At 60.2% G+C, this 13768-nt stretch carries 15 protein-coding genes; 9 read left to right on the top strand and 6 right to left on the bottom strand.

All coding sequences use genetic code 11. The features are described 5' to 3' along the window. Positions 1-188: 188 nt before the first annotated feature. The 6 genes from LOY68_RS14320 to ehuB are packed head-to-tail and all read right to left on the bottom strand — an operon-like array spanning position 189 to position 4156. Positions 189-938 carry an SDR family oxidoreductase gene (locus tag LOY68_RS14320; protein ID WP_265045373.1) on the bottom strand — a complete coding sequence of 250 codons (750 nt, stop codon included), beginning with the start codon at positions 936-938 and terminating at the stop codon, positions 189-191. A gap of 54 nt (positions 939-992) precedes the next feature. Then, positions 993-1784, bottom strand: a complete 792-nt coding sequence (locus LOY68_RS14325; protein ID WP_163909890.1) for an amino acid ABC transporter ATP-binding protein — start codon at positions 1782-1784, stop codon at positions 993-995. After that, the gene (ehuD, locus tag LOY68_RS14330; protein WP_265045374.1) at positions 1777-2427 is read right to left on the bottom strand and encodes an ectoine/hydroxyectoine ABC transporter permease subunit EhuD; all 651 of its coding nucleotides are present in this window, start codon (positions 2425-2427) and stop codon (positions 1777-1779) included. The genes LOY68_RS14325 and ehuD overlap by 8 nt, the downstream gene beginning before the upstream one ends. Beyond that, positions 2424-3104, bottom strand: coding sequence for an ectoine/hydroxyectoine ABC transporter permease subunit EhuC (ehuC, locus tag LOY68_RS14335; RefSeq protein ID WP_265045376.1), 681 nt, complete (start codon positions 3102-3104; stop codon positions 2424-2426). Before ehuC ends, ehuD begins: the two co-directional genes overlap by 4 nt. After that, positions 3098-3256 (bottom strand): hypothetical protein, encoded by a 159-nt coding sequence (locus LOY68_RS14340; protein WP_265045378.1) that lies wholly within the window; start codon positions 3254-3256, stop codon positions 3098-3100. The genes ehuC and LOY68_RS14340 overlap by 7 nt, the downstream gene beginning before the upstream one ends. A 27-nt stretch (positions 3257-3283) precedes the next feature. Further along, complete coding sequence (gene ehuB, locus LOY68_RS14345) at positions 3284-4156, bottom strand: ectoine/hydroxyectoine ABC transporter substrate-binding protein EhuB (RefSeq protein ID WP_265045379.1); 873 nt, start codon at positions 4154-4156, stop codon at positions 3284-3286. 283 nt (positions 4157-4439) lie between these two features. Between ehuB and LOY68_RS14350 the strand changes: the two genes are divergently transcribed. From LOY68_RS14350 to LOY68_RS14390, 9 genes are all read left to right on the top strand, one after another. After that, positions 4440-5390, top strand: a complete 951-nt coding sequence (locus tag LOY68_RS14350; protein ID WP_163909893.1) for a LysR family transcriptional regulator — start codon at positions 4440-4442, stop codon at positions 5388-5390. Positions 5391-5617: 227 nt separating this feature from the next. Next, on the top strand, positions 5618-7078 hold the full coding sequence (locus LOY68_RS14355) for an FAD-dependent oxidoreductase (protein WP_265045381.1): 1461 nt from the start codon (positions 5618-5620) through the stop codon (positions 7076-7078). Next, positions 7075-8049 carry an ABC transporter permease gene (locus LOY68_RS14360; RefSeq protein WP_265045383.1) on the top strand — a complete coding sequence of 325 codons (975 nt, stop codon included), beginning with the start codon at positions 7075-7077 and terminating at the stop codon, positions 8047-8049. Before LOY68_RS14355 ends, LOY68_RS14360 begins: the two co-directional genes overlap by 4 nt. After that, positions 8046-8966, top strand: coding sequence for an ABC transporter permease (locus tag LOY68_RS14365; RefSeq protein WP_265045384.1), 921 nt, complete (start codon positions 8046-8048; stop codon positions 8964-8966). The genes LOY68_RS14360 and LOY68_RS14365 overlap by 4 nt, the downstream gene beginning before the upstream one ends. Then, positions 8963-9958, top strand: coding sequence for an ABC transporter ATP-binding protein (locus LOY68_RS14370; protein ID WP_265045386.1), 996 nt, complete (start codon positions 8963-8965; stop codon positions 9956-9958). Before LOY68_RS14365 ends, LOY68_RS14370 begins: the two co-directional genes overlap by 4 nt. Continuing rightward, positions 9948-10961: an ABC transporter ATP-binding protein gene (locus tag LOY68_RS14375; RefSeq protein ID WP_265045388.1), complete on the top strand. Its 1014-nt coding sequence runs from the start codon at positions 9948-9950 to the stop codon at positions 10959-10961. Before LOY68_RS14370 ends, LOY68_RS14375 begins: the two co-directional genes overlap by 11 nt. Before the next feature lie 48 nt (positions 10962-11009). Next, positions 11010-12575, top strand: a complete 1566-nt coding sequence (locus LOY68_RS14380; RefSeq protein WP_265045390.1) for an ABC transporter substrate-binding protein — start codon at positions 11010-11012, stop codon at positions 12573-12575. A 67-nt stretch (positions 12576-12642) separates the two neighbouring features. Further along, positions 12643-13164 carry a CMD domain-containing protein gene (locus LOY68_RS14385; RefSeq protein ID WP_265045391.1) on the top strand — a complete coding sequence of 174 codons (522 nt, stop codon included), beginning with the start codon at positions 12643-12645 and terminating at the stop codon, positions 13162-13164. Further along, positions 13164-13751 (top strand): peroxidase-related enzyme, encoded by a 588-nt coding sequence (locus LOY68_RS14390; RefSeq protein WP_265045392.1) that lies wholly within the window; start codon positions 13164-13166, stop codon positions 13749-13751. The genes LOY68_RS14385 and LOY68_RS14390 overlap by 1 nt, the downstream gene beginning before the upstream one ends. The last annotated feature ends 17 nt before the right edge of the window (positions 13752-13768 follow it).

The following is a 13768-nucleotide window of genomic DNA, read 5'->3' on the forward strand; positions in this document are numbered from 1 at the left end:
GGAGGATGCTGTTTCTCCGTGACAATCAAGTCCGGATTCCGGAGGCACATGGTGCTTTAACTTCAGCTTTTTCAGCCCTTGGAACAAGTGGCGGGAGAATCCCTGGAAGGTAACTTGAGCGCGCGCTCAGATCGGTTGCGGTTGTTTTCAGCCACATCAGAACATCGGCGCGGGCAGGCGTTTGATCTTCACAAATTGCCGACGCCGCCATCCACCAGCAATTCGGTCCCCACGACGAATGTCGATTCGTCTGAAGCCAGATAGACCGCCGCCTTGGCCAACTCCCACGGGGTTCCCAGGCGCCCGATGGGGACCAGCTGACGGATTCTCTCGCGCAACGCTTCCTGCTCTGCGGCGGGCAGGCCCAGTTTGCTCAGGGCCGCTGTTTCAGTCGGCCCCGGGCTTAGCCCGTTGACGCGGATGCCGCGCTCAATCAACTCGCCCGACAGTGTCCGCGCCAATGAAAGCAGTCCGGCCTTGCTCGCGGCATACGCACTGCTCTGCGCAAGGCCGATCCTGGCGCTGACAGAGCCGCAAAGAATCACTGACGAGGGGTTTGCCAGTAAAGGCAACAGCGCCTGGATCAGGAAGAACGGTCCTTTGAGATTGGTTTGCATGAGCTGATCCCATGCCGACTCATCCCAGTCCTCGATCGACCGATGAGTGACGTCACCGGCGTTGACGAACAGCACATCCAGCCGAGGCCACAGCCCGGCGAGTTTGCGTGCCAGCGTCCGTTGGCTGGCCGTATCGCCGGCATCACTTTGAATCGCCAGGACGGCGTCGCCCAGTTCTTGCCGGGCCGCCGCCAGTGCGCTTTCGCTGCGCCCGGTGATCGCGACCGTTGCACCTTGCGCCAAAAACTGGCGAGCGGTTTCCAGGCCGATGCCGGAGGTGCCGCCCGTGATCAACGCGTATTTGTTTTTCAGTCTCGACATGTCATTCGTCCTTGTCATGAGTTAGAGAAGAGATTCAGCAGCCGTGATCAAGCATTAACGCTGTTCGACCAGGTTCAGAAAACGTCGGGTCCGCTCGTTGTCAGGATTGACCAATATTTGCCTCGGCGAACCATCGGCGACAATTTTCCCGGCTTCCATAAACAACACCCGATCAGCGATGTCCTGGGCGAACTTCATTTCATGGGTCACCAACAACATGGTCATCTGCTGCTCATGGGCGATGGCGCGGATGACCGCCAACACCTCGCCGACCAGTTCCGGGTCCAGCGCAGAGGTGACTTCGTCAAACAGCATGACTTGCGGGCGCATCGCCAAGGCTCGGGCGATCGCCACGCGTTGCTGTTGGCCGCCTGACAGTTGGCTCGGGAACGCGTCGGCCTTGTGGCTTAAACCGACCAGCCCCAAGTATTGCTCTGCGCGGGCGTTGGCTTCTTCGCGGCTGAGTTTCAATACCCGGAAGGGCGCCTCGGTAATGTTTTCCTGAACCGTCAGGTGCGGGAACAGGTTGAACTGCTGGAAAACCATGCCCACGCGATGCACCACGGGCGCTCTTGCGGCGCCTGGCCAGCGCCAGCCCGAGCGTTTGACGGGCACCGCCGCGCCAGCGACTTCAATGCTGCCATGCTGATACGTTTCGAGCCCTTTGATCAAACGCAAAACCGTGGATTTCCCGGAGCCGCTGGGGCCGATCAAGGCGACTTTCTGGCCTTGCGGGATGCTCAGGTCGAGGTGGTCGATGACCCGTGTGCTGCCAAAATTCTTTACCACCTGCTTGAGCGAAATCTGCGCCGGCGCGAGGCTTTGGGAGTGTGCGAGATCAGTCATGGCTGCGCCTTTCGAGGTATCTGAAAAATAGGGAAGTCGGCACGCTGATCGCGAGAAACATCAGGGCCATGACGGTATAGGGTTCGTTGTAGCGATAGGTCATGCCAGCGATCTGCTTGGCCGCCTGAAACAGTTCCGGAATGGTGATGACGGCGAGCAGCGGGGTTTCCTTGAACATGCCGATCAGGTAGTTGCCGAGGACCGGCAGCATCGGTTTCAGCGCTTGGGGCAGGACGATCCGTTGCCACGTCGTCGCGGTATCGAAATCCAGTGCCTTGGCGGCTTCCCATTGTCCGGCCGGCACCCCGTCGATGGCTCCGCGATAGGCCTCGGCGATGTAGGCGCCGTAATACAGTCCCAGTCCGATGACCCCGGTAGAGATCGCGGGCAGGGTGATCCCCACCAGCGGAAGGGCAAAGAACAGCACATACAACTGAACCATCAACGGCGTGTTGCGGAAAAAACTCAGGTAGCCCTTGCTCACTGCATGGACAATGGCGACCTGCGATCGCTGGGCCATGGCCAACACCAGACCCAACAACACCGCGAGCAGAAAGCCGAGCACCACCACTTGGAGGGTGACCAGCAGGCCTCGCAACAGATCTGGCAGAATTGACCAGGCAAAGTCGTAGTCGAAATTCATGATGTGCGGTCCTGTCGCCATGCGGTGACATGTTGCTCATAACGCCGAACCAGCCAACTCATTGGCCAGGCCATGACGAAATAGCACACCAGCACGATGCTCCAGATCAGCGTTTGCTGGCCCAGGGTGGTCACCAGTTGCCCGCCGGAAAATGTCAGGTCGCTCAGGGTAATCAATGACACCAGCGAGGTGGTTTTCATCAGTTCCACCAACTGATTGCCCAACGGCGGCAACATGAAGGGCAGGGCCTGGGGCAACAGGATGCGGCGAAATGCCGTCACAGGGCCAAAGTCCAGTGCCCGAAGTGCATCGCGCTGTCCACGGCTGACGTTGATCAGCGCCGAGCGGACGATTTCCGATCCATAGGCCGAGAATGTCAGGCCCAGGCCGATCACCCCCGTGGTCATCGGCGACAGGCTGATGCCGAACAACGGCAAAATGAAAAACAGGTAGAACAACAGCACCAGTGCGGAGATACCGCGCAGCACTTCGACATAGATCGTGGCGATCCAGCGCAGGGCTCGCGACGATGAAAGACGCATCAGCGCGATGACGAAGGACATCAGCAACACCACCAGCTCTGCAAGGACGGTGATTTCCAGTGTCGTCAATGCTCCCTTGGCCAACTGCCGGGCAATGAACGTGGCGGTATCCAGCGTCGCGGGTTCGATCAACATGGCCTTATACCGGCGATGATCGCCAGTTTCGGGCCGGGCAGTGGCGCATGGATGTCGAAATACGGCAGTTGCAGGTCCGCCAGCAAGGGCGGATCAAAGCTCAGCGTTCCCCAGCTCAACGTGCTGATTTCGCCGATGATGTGCTTGTGCAAAACGAAGTTCTCTCAGTGCAGTAAGTGTCAGAGTGCGCAGCGTTGTGCAGCGGTCACATCGGCTTCCGGCAGTTCATTTTCGGTGTAGCCGTATTTCTGCAGAATCTTCAACAGTTCGCCGGACGCACGCAGTTTCGCCAGTTGGTCGTTGAACGCCTGGGTGAACTCAGGATCGTTTTTCGGCAGGCCATAGGCGTGGTAATTCCAGGTCGGCTTGCCTTGGGCATCGGGAATCTGGTTGAAGGGCAGGGCGCGTTCGATCTCCGGGCTGTTGGCTTTTTTCACCAGGCTGTTGATCTCGGCATCGGGGAAATACACCACGTCGACGCGATCGGCCTGGAGCGCGGCCAGTGCTTCGGTGTCTTTGTCGAACAGGATGACGTTGCTGGCGGCAATGCCAGTGTCCTTGGCCTCCTGAACCTGATTGGTGCCGGTCTGCGTGGCCAGGCGTACTTTCGCGTTGGCGGCGACATCCTTAAGGCTGTGCAGCTTCAGCGGGTTGCCCGCTTTGACAATAAACGCGCCGCCGGAATGCGTGACGGGGTTGGAGTAGCCAATGACTTTGCAGCGAGCGGGGTTGATGAACAGGCCGGCGCCGATCAGATCGAAACGCCCGGCGGCGAGGCCTGGAACCAGCGAGCCGAAATCGGTAATCGGCGTCTCAATTTTGGTGATGCCCAGTGGTTTCAAAATGGCCTGCAGCACCTCAACGTTGGCACCGGTGACGTTTCCATCCGTGCCGATATACGCATAGGGCTGCTCGTTGGCGATGCCCGCGGTGAGCCCGCTGCTGCGACCTTTTTCCAACAGGCCGGCCATGGCAGACGAGGCAAACACTGCGCTCAGCAAAGCGGCCGAACCGAGGGTGGCTGACAACGAACGAAGTTTGATGCCTTTCATTGATGTACTCGACAGGGTGGTTGTAAAGGGGCTGGGCTAACCGATTCAGCAGATGGCACTTTCGCCGACTCTATAGATATAAAAATCATTTTTTAAATATCGTTGGGGAATATGTATAGATCGAGGTAAATGGCGCAGAGGGCTGGGCGTTGCCGTCGTGAGGCCGGGCGCAATGGCTGCTGACGCGATATATGCGTGAACTGTGTGTAGACTTTCGCGCTTCGAACTTGGGAGCCTTATGTGCTGTGCTCCTGTCAGTCTTTGTATTGATCAAGGCGTGCTTATGGATCTGCGTCAGCTTGAAGCCTTCGCTGCTGTGATGTCGGCGGGCAGTGTCACCGCAGCGGGAAAGATGCTCGGCCGTTCCCAACCTTCGGTTACCCGGGTCATTCAGGAACTGGAGCAAGAGCTCGGCTTTGCCTTGTTCGAGCGCAGCGGGCCGAAGGTCACGCCTACCCACAAGGCGTTCATGATGTACGCCGAAGTCGAAAGCGCACTGCTGGGCATTCGCAACATTCGCCAACGCGCGCAGCACATCGCGCTGGAAGAAAATCATCAGATCAAATTGGTCGCAATCTCGGCATTGGCGCTTGGGCTGTTGCCTGCGGCGCTGGCACGTTTGCCGGATAGCCTGCGTCCGCAGCAGATCCAGTTGCAGAGCATGTCGCCGGAAAATGTGGTGCAGGCAGTGCTGTCGAAAACCATGGACCTGGGCGCCGTAAGCCTGCCGCTGGAACATCGCGGGCTGGAGATTCACTGGATCGGCGAGGCGCCCTGCGTCGCGGTGTTGTCGGCCAGTTCCGAACTGGCGTCGCACGACGTGCTGTCCATGGAACTGCTGGCGCAACAGACCTTGATCACCATGGCCAATCCGTACCGGTTTCGTCGACGTGTCGACAAAGCCTTCCACGATGCCGGCGGGCCACCGGCGCGCATGCTTGATACCAACACCTCGTTGGTCGCGATGCAGATGGCCAGGGTCGGATTGGGTGTTGCGTTGGTCGATCCCTTTACCGCGATGGGCGTGCCGTTGGAAGGCGTGGTGGTCAGGCCGATTGCCTGCAACATCCCGTTTTTCTTCGGTTTGATATCGGCGTTCGCCAGCCCGTTGTCCGACGTGACGCGGGCGTTGATCGACGAGATCGCCACTTCGGCAAAATTGCTGCTGCCGGAGATGGTCATGCATGAGGCCAGCGCCCATGACGCGCTGTTGCAGAGCATCTACGCAGAGTAAGGCGGATTCATCGCAGGTCTTGGTCTAACGTTTTGTCGCTCGTTAATTCCATTTATGAATATCAATATGTTTTTTTGAGCGTTGTTAGAATAAAAAACCCCTTTTAGTATTCACTTTGCGCATTCAATGGCCTTTAGAATTCATTTCTTGTCAGCCTTGAACGCTTTTGAAGTGATTTCAACAAAGGGTCGAGTGAATTGCTCTCGATCGTCATCGAGTAGCAATCAATGTCCGATGCCACCCCACCTGCCGGCCTCGCGGTCCTCGAAGCACGCTTGCGCCAGGACCTCGCCTGGCTCGACCTTCCGGCCAATCCATGGGTCAAGCCACGCGTCAGCGCAGGCGCAGCGGTACTCGATGTGGCAATCATCGGCGGCGGCATGGCCGGGTTGGCACTGGCCGCCGAGTTGCGCCACCTCGGTGTCGCGGCGGTGATTTTCGATCAGTCGCCGACAGGCTTCGAAGGGCCTTGGGCGACCACCGCCCGGATGGAAACCTTGCGCTCACCCAAACACCTGACCGGGCCGGCACTCGGATTGCCAGCGCTGACTTTTCGCGCCTGGTACGAAGCGCAATTTGGCGCTGATGGCTGGGCCGCGCTGGACAAAATCCCGCGTCTGCAATGGGCTGATTACCTGCGTTGGTATCGCAATGTCTTGGCGCTGGACGTGCGCAATGAACATCGCGTCAGCCGGGTTGCGCCAAGAGCCGACGGCCTGGTTGAACTGGAGATCGTGACGCCCGCGCACACGCAAAATCTATTGGCGCGTCATGTCGTACTCGCCACCGGGCGCGACGGTCTGGGCGGCCCTTGGGTGCCTGACTTCGCTCGGCAACTTCCGGGTCATCTGTGGGCGCATTCGGCGGACGGTTTGCAGAACGAATGGTTTGAAGGCAAGCGCGTCGCGGTCATCGGTGGCGGGGCATCCGCCATGGACAGTGCCGCCACCGCGCTGGAGGCTGGCGCGAAGGGCGTCGACCTGCTGATCCGCCGTGCAGAGTTGCCGCGCATCAACAAAGGCAAGGGCGCCGGCAATCCAGGGATGATCCACGGCTATTGGCGTCTGCCGGACGCCTGGAAGTGGCGGATTCGCAACTACCTCAACACCCAGCAAGTGCCTCCGCCACGCGGCAGTACGCTCAGGGTGTCCAACTCGGGCAAGGCGCGGTTCCTGTTGAGCAGTCCGGTGATCTCGGTGGAACAAAACCCGGCTGGCGGCCTCTGGCTGTACACGCCCACTGCGCGTATCGAAGCGGATTTCCTGGTGTTCGCCACCGGTTTTCGCACTGACTTTCAGCAGCGCCCGGAATTCGCGCCATTCGCCTCGCACATCCGTATCTGGCGGGATCGCTTCGAAGCCCCTTCCACGGAACTCGATGCCGAATTGTCCGAACTACCAGACCTGGGCGACTGTTTCGAATTCAAGGAAAAGACACCCGGCAGTTGCCCGGGGTTGAACCATATCCATTGCTTCAGTTATCCCGCGGCACTGACCTACGGCGCGGTGTCCGGTGACATCCCGGCCATCAGCGAAGGCTCAAAACGCCTGGCGCACGCGTTGGTCGGCCAGTTGTTCAACGACGACATTGCGCTGCATTTCGAAGCCATGCGCAGCTATGCAGATCCCGAATTGCTGGGTGATGAATGGGTGCCTGCACAGCCGACTGCCGAAGAGCTGCGGCAATGATCGGCTGGGCGCTGCGACGATTGACTCAGTCATTGCTGGTGATTGTGCTGATGACCCTCGTGGTATTTGTCGGCCTCAACGCCATTGGCAATCCCATGGACATTCTGGTGGGTGAAGACCTCAATCAGGCCGAACGCTTGCAGGCCATCGCACACCTGGGGCTGGATAAGCCGCTGTGGGAGCAATACCTGATTTTTCTCAAGGGCGCTGTCCACGGCAACCTGGGGCAGAGTTTTGTTTATCACGAAGACGCCATGCGCCTGATCCTGCAACGACTGCCAGCCACGTTCGAACTGGCCTTCAGCGCGCTGTTCCTGGCCGTGGTGATTGGCGTTCCCTTGGGCATGTTTGCCGGCGCCTATCCCGATCACCCGTTCTCGCGCCTGATGATGGCCTGCAGCATCGTGGGCTTTTCACTGCCCGCGTTCTGGGTGGCGTTGATGATGATCATGTTGTTCTCGATCAAATTGGGCTGGCTGCCCGCCAGTGGGCGCGGCGAGACCCGCGAGTGGCTGGGGGTGCAGTGGTCGTGGCTGACCCTTGATGGCCTGCAACATCTGTTGCTGCCCGCGCTGAACCTGGCGCTGTTCAAAATCTCGCTGGTATTGCGCCTGACCCGCGCAGGCGTGCGGGAAGTGCTGCCACAAGAGTTCGTCAAATTTGCCCGTGCCAAGGGCCTCTCTCCGATGCGGGTGATGTGCATGCACGTCATGCGCAACACCATGATCCCGCTGGTCACGGTGCTGGCGATGGAGTTGGGATCGACCATCGCCTACGCCGTGGTCACCGAAAGCATCTTTTCATGGCCCGGTGCCGGGAAGCTGATTCTGGACAGCATCAACACGCTGGATCGGCCGGTGGTGGTGGCTTATCTGATGGTGGTCGTGGTGATCTTCGTGGTGCTCAATTTGATTGTCGACTGCCTGTATTACTGGCTCGACCCCCGTGTGCGCGTCGAGGCCTCCCGATGAATGCCGTTCAAAAAACCTCAACCGCCCGCGTGGGTTTGCAGGCCCAGTCGCCCTGGCGTCGGGTGTCCGTCGAGTTCATGAGTTCGCCGACGGCAGTCATCGCTCTGCTGCTGTTATTGGCCATCGTGCTGGTCGCGGTTTTTGCGCCATGGATCGTGGTGCAGAACCCCTATGACCTGATGCAGCTCAACCTAATGGATGCACGCCTGGCACCGGGCAGCGTCAATATGGACAGCGGCTACACCTATTGGCTCGGCACCGATGGCCAGGGCCGCGACCTGGTCTCGGCGATCCTGTATGGCTTGCGCATCAGTTTGTGGGTCGGGATCGGTTCGGCGTTGATCGCCGCATTGATCGGCACTTTGCTGGGCCTGGTGTCGGCGTATGTCGGTGGCTGGGTCGATGCGTTGTTGATGCGCCTGGTAGACCTGCTGCTGTCGTTCCCGGTGATTCTCATGGCGCTGATGATCCTCGCCTGGCTGGGCAAGGGTGTCGGCAACGTGATGCTCACGTTAGTCCTGTTGGAATGGGCCTACTACGCCCGGACCGCCCGCGGCCAGGCATTGACCGAAAGCCGTCGGGAATACGTCGACGCCGCGCGGGGGCAGGGCATTGGTCCGTTGCGCATCGTCATCGGACACATCCTGCCGAATTGCCTGCCACCGTTGATTGTCATCGGCGCCTTGCAGATCGCCCGCGCGATCACCCTGGAAGCGACCTTGTCGTTTCTCGGTCTCGGTGTGCCGGTCACGGAGCCGTCCCTGGGCCTGCTGATCGCCAACGGCTTCCAGTACATGCTCAGCAACGAATACTGGATCAGTCTGTTTCCGGGGCTGGCGCTGTTGATCACCATCGTCGCGATCAATCTGGTCGGCGACCGATTGCGCGATGTCTTGAACCCGAGGTTGCAACGATGAGCCTGCCTGAAACGCCGCTGCTGCCGACCTTGGAAGTGCGCGGCCTGTGCACCTCGTTCTACACCCGGGCCGGCGTGCTGCCGGCGGTGCGTGATCTGTCGCTGCACGTTCAGCCAGGTCGAATCCTCGGCCTGGTGGGCGAGTCGGGCTCGGGTAAATCAGTGACCGGGTTTTCCATACTCGGGCTGGTGGATGAACCCGGCCGTATCAGTGGCGGCGAGGTGTTGTTCAAGGGACGTGATCTCACAAAACTCTCGGCTTCCCAACTGCGCGCATTACAAGGCAATCGGATCGCGATGATTTTCCAGGACCCGATGATGACCCTCAATCCGGTGCTGCGCGTCGACACGCAAATGATCGAAGCGGTGCGGGCCCATCGTTCACTGAGCAAACACGACGCTCGTGAACACGCCAGTCGCACCTTGGCGCTGATGGGCATCGCCAGCCCTGAAGAACGCCTGCGCGCCTATCCTCATCAGTTGTCCGGTGGCATGCGTCAGCGGGTGGCGATTGCGATTGCACTGCTGCATTCGCCTGACCTGATCATTGCGGATGAACCGACGACGGCACTGGACGTGACGATCCAGGCGCAGATCCTCAGCGAAGTGCAGAAACTGGTACGCGAACAGGGCACCTCGCTGATCTGGATTACCCATGACCTGTCGGTGGTGGCCGGGTTGGCCGACGACGTGGCAGTGATGTACGCCGGACGCATCGTCGAACAGGGCTCGGTTGCCGATGTGCTCGATCGTCCGCAACACCCCTACACCCAAGGCCTGATCAACAGCCTGCCGAGCCGTAACAAACGCGGTGAGCGTCTGCGGCAGATTCCCGGGATGGCGCCGGACCTGTCCTCGATGCCGACAGGCTGTGCATTCGCCGAACGCTGCAGCCGGGCGTCGGCGCTCTGTGCCCAGGAACCTGAACCTCGCGAGATCTTGCCCGGCCAGACGGTTCGTTGTTTTCACCCGGGAGCCGCTGATGCGTACTGATCAAATCCCACTGATTGAACTGCGCCAGGTCAGCAAGACGTTCGGCAAACCGGTGCAAGAGCATTCGATTCAGCACCTGTTGCAACGCTTGCACCTGACGCAGCCCAAGCCCGTGACCCATGCCGTCGATGCTGTGGACCTGCGCATCGCCCGTGGCGAAGTGGTCGGGCTGGTGGGTGAATCCGGCTGTGGCAAATCAACCCTCGGGCGCATGGTGGCGGGGCTGCTGCCGGTGTCATCGGGTACGGCGTGGGTGGACGGCAAATCCCTCGACAACTTGACGGCGGATGAGCGTCAGGCTGTCCGTCTGAAGGTGCAGATGATCTTCCAGGACCCGTCGTCGAGCCTCAATCCGCGCCTGCGAGTCGACCGTATCGTCGGCGAGGGCGCGTTGCTGCATGGCTTGACCGACAAGCAAGGTTTTGACGATTACGTCAGTGCGCAGCTGCAACGCGCCGGGCTCAGTCCGCAGCTGCGTCAGCGTTACCCGCATCAATTCAGTGGCGGTCAACGTCAACGCATCGGCATTGCCCGGGCGCTGGCGGTGCAGCCGCAATTGTTGGTCTGCGATGAGTCAGTGGCGGCGCTGGACGTGTCGATCCAGGCGCAGATTCTCAATCTGTTCATGGACCTGCGCGATGAGCTGGGCCTGACCTATCTGTTCATCAGCCATGACCTGGGCGTCGTCGAGCATCTGTGCGACCGCGTCGTGGTGATGTACCTGGGACGGGTGGTCGAGAGCGCGTCGGTCGATGACCTGTTTGCCCGCGCCAACCATCCCTACACCCAGGCCCTGTTGGCGCAGATCCCGCGTTTCGATGTCCGCAGTACCCGTTATGACGCGATCAAAGGGGAAATCCCCAGCCCGCTGAACCCGCCCGCCGGGTGTCATTTCCATCCTCGTTGCCCACACGCCACCGCGCGCTGCCGCAGCGAAGTTCCAGCACTCAGGGAGGTTTCGCCGAACCACCTGAGTGCGTGTCACCTCAACGACCACTTTTGAACGAGCGCTATGACGCTCGTCATGCCCATTGCGTGCAAGGAATTACCCATGAAGCCACTTGTTCGTTCACTGTTAGCCTCGGCGCTTATCCTGGCGGCCGGCAGTGCCGCCGCACAGACCCTGCGCATCGGTTACGCCGACCCTGTGTCGTCCCTCGATCCGCAACTCAACAACTACGCCGGTGACCGCTCGGTGGCGCTGCATGCCTTCGAATCGCTGGTCAATCGGCGCGACGACAAAACCCTGCCGGGCCTGGCCAAGAGCTGGAAAGTCATCGATGACATGACGTGGGAATTTGCCCTGCGCGACGACGTGAAATGGCAGGACGGCACGCCGCTGACTGCCGATGACTTCGTGTTCTCGTTCGAGCGCGCCCGCAATGTGCCGGGCAGCGTTGCGTCGTATGCCGGAGCCACACGCACGGTGGAATCGGTCACGGCCAAGGACGATCACACGCTGATCATCAAGACCCGAACGCCGAACGCGAACCTGCTGCCGGACGTGGACTCGATCTACATCGTCAGCCGTCATGCCGGCGCGAATGCCAGCAGCGCCGACTACAACTCGGGCAAGGCCATGGTGGGCGTGGGGCCGTACCGTTTCGTGTCTTACGTGCCGGGTGACCGGACAATCTTCGAGCGAAACGATATCTATTGGGGCGCCAAGCCGACCTGGGACAAAGTCGACTACCGCTTTATCGCCAACGCAGCCAACCGCACTGCGGCTTTGCTGGCCGGTGATGTGGACGTGATCGACAAGGTATCGCCCACGGATGTCGAGCGTCTGCGCAAGACCCCGAACGTCAATGTCTTCGCCTATCAAGGCTTGCGGGCGCTGATTATCCAGCCGAGTTTCCGCGAAGGCCCGAACGAGTTCATTCGTGACAACGCTGGCAAGCCACTTCCGGAGAACCCGCTGCGTGATGTACGCGTGCGCAAGGCGCTGTCGCTGGCGATCAACCGCCAGGCCATTGATGAACGGATCATGCAGGGCACCGTCACCGAGGCCAATCAATGGATGCCGGCCAACACGTTCGGCTACAACCCGGACGTGAAGAACATTCCTTTCGACCCGAAACAGGCCAAGGAACTGCTGGCGCAGGCCGGTTTCCCGGACGGCTTCCAATTGACCGTGCATGTGCCGGGCGATCGCTATCCGCAGGCGCCGGAAGCGCTGCAAGCAGTGGCGCAGTTCTGGTCGCGGATCGGCGTCAAGGTCCAGCTCGAAGTGCTGCCGTGGGCGGTGTATGCCGGCAAGGCCAACAAAAATGAGCTGGCGATCAGTGTGATTGCCTGGGGCAACGGCACCGGCGAAGCAGCGTATGCGCTGACCAACATTTTGACCACGGTGGACAGCAACAAAGGGCAGGGCGCCTCGAATTGGGGGCACTACAGCAACCCGCTGGTGGACAAGGCGCTGGTGGATTCGACCGCAGAGTTTGATGAAGCCAAGCGCCGCAAGATCCTCCAGGACTCGGTCAAGGTGGTCAGTGACGACGTAGGCATCATTCCGCTGTTCCACTACCAGAACATTTGGGCCGCCCGCAAAGGCCTGAAAGTCGAACCGCTGGTCAGCGACCGCACGGCCGCGACCATGGTCACCGAACAACCTTGAATCGGCGCGCGCCAGGGCCCGAGGGGCTCTGCGCGCAACGCTCGCCCACCGCCTTACAGGATTTGTCATGACCTCGACCGTTCAACTCAATACCGACTTGCTTAACAGCTTGCTGGGCATCCAGCCGGGAACGCATCTGCACGCCGTGCGCGATGCCAGGGACAAGGTCGCCTCGGCGACGCAGGGCAGCCACGATCTGTTTTTTGATCAGGCACTGGAAAACAACCTGTCATTGAGTGAGCGCCTGTGGGTGGCTTACTACGCCGCGCGACTGACACCGCACGCGACGTTGGCTGCGCACTACCTCGAGCAGTTGCAGGCGCTGGACGCGGATAAAACCGTGCGGGCGGCCATCGATTCCGCTGCCATTGAAACGCTGGACGACGCCCGCCTGCGGGGGATTTTGGGCTTCACCCGCACCTTGATCGAATCCCCGGTCCACGGTGATCAGGCGGCGTTGCAAGCGCTACAACAGCAAGGCTTGAGCACCGCCGAAATCGTCGTCTTGGCGCAACTGATTGCGTTCCTGTCCTACCAAGTGCGTCTAGCCGCTGGGCTCGGCGCGTTACTGTCCGCCGGAGCAGCCTGATGAGCGAGCTTATTCGCAGCAACGGATTCACCAACGAAGTGCTGGGCTGGAAAGCCTGGCTGCCCACCGTCGACTTGACCCGTGCCACACAGGAACAAATCGACGTACTGCAAGAGAGCCATCCGCAGGCCAAGACGTCCGACTACTACCTGACACTGGCCCACCACCCGGACATCCTTCGCCAGCGTTCCCAGGCTTTCAACGCCATCATGTATGCCCCGGGCGGCTTATCTCGCGCCGAGCGAGAACTGGCGAGTACGGTCGTGTCGCGAATCAATCAATGCGTGTACTGCGCCTCGGTGCATGCGCAACGATTCGAACAACTGGCCAAGCGCAACGATGTGATCGCCGAGGTGTTTGCCGACCCTGCCACCGCCGGCACGACCGATCGCGAGAAAGCCATTGTGCAATTCGCCATTGACCTGACACTGGCGCCGGCGTCGTTGGATGCCAGTCATATTCATGCGCTGCGTGATCAGGGGTTGGATGACTCACAGGTGCTGGATTTGATCCACGCGATCTCGATTTTCGCCTGGGCCAATCGATTGATGTTGAATCTGGGGGAGCCGGTGTTTTCTGCGCTGTAGTTTTGCTGGCGGAGTGT

Source organism: Pseudomonas sp. B21-053, from assembly GCF_026016365.1.
GTDB lineage: Bacteria > Pseudomonadota > Gammaproteobacteria > Pseudomonadales > Pseudomonadaceae > Aquipseudomonas > Aquipseudomonas nunensis.

What these genes read in the sequence shown, in the direction of transcription:
- LOY68_RS14385 (WP_265045391.1), top strand. Translation starts at nt 12,643, where the DNA reads ATGACCTCGACCGTTCAACTCAATACCGACTTGCTTAACAGCTTGCTG.
- LOY68_RS14355 (WP_265045381.1), top strand. Translation starts at nt 5,618, where the DNA reads ATGTCCGATGCCACCCCACCTGCCGGCCTCGCGGTCCTCGAAGCACGC.
- LOY68_RS14365 (WP_265045384.1), top strand. Translation starts at nt 8,046, where the DNA reads ATGAATGCCGTTCAAAAAACCTCAACCGCCCGCGTGGGTTTGCAGGCC.
- LOY68_RS14350 (WP_163909893.1), top strand. Translation starts at nt 4,440, where the DNA reads ATGGATCTGCGTCAGCTTGAAGCCTTCGCTGCTGTGATGTCGGCGGGC.
- LOY68_RS14375 (WP_265045388.1), top strand. Translation starts at nt 9,948, where the DNA reads ATGCGTACTGATCAAATCCCACTGATTGAACTGCGCCAGGTCAGCAAG.
- ehuC (WP_265045376.1), bottom strand. Translation starts at nt 3,104, where the DNA reads ATGTTGATCGAACCCGCGACGCTGGATACCGCCACGTTCATTGCCCGG.
- LOY68_RS14370 (WP_265045386.1), top strand. Translation starts at nt 8,963, where the DNA reads ATGAGCCTGCCTGAAACGCCGCTGCTGCCGACCTTGGAAGTGCGCGGC.
- LOY68_RS14320 (WP_265045373.1), bottom strand. Translation starts at nt 938, where the DNA reads ATGTCGAGACTGAAAAACAAATACGCGTTGATCACGGGCGGCACCTCC.
- LOY68_RS14380 (WP_265045390.1), top strand. Translation starts at nt 11,010, where the DNA reads ATGAAGCCACTTGTTCGTTCACTGTTAGCCTCGGCGCTTATCCTGGCG.
- LOY68_RS14325 (WP_163909890.1), bottom strand. Translation starts at nt 1,784, where the DNA reads ATGACTGATCTCGCACACTCCCAAAGCCTCGCGCCGGCGCAGATTTCG.
- ehuD (WP_265045374.1), bottom strand. Translation starts at nt 2,427, where the DNA reads ATGAATTTCGACTACGACTTTGCCTGGTCAATTCTGCCAGATCTGTTG.
- LOY68_RS14360 (WP_265045383.1), top strand. Translation starts at nt 7,075, where the DNA reads ATGATCGGCTGGGCGCTGCGACGATTGACTCAGTCATTGCTGGTGATT.
- LOY68_RS14390 (WP_265045392.1), top strand. Translation starts at nt 13,164, where the DNA reads ATGAGCGAGCTTATTCGCAGCAACGGATTCACCAACGAAGTGCTGGGC.
- ehuB (WP_265045379.1), bottom strand. Translation starts at nt 4,156, where the DNA reads ATGAAAGGCATCAAACTTCGTTCGTTGTCAGCCACCCTCGGTTCGGCC.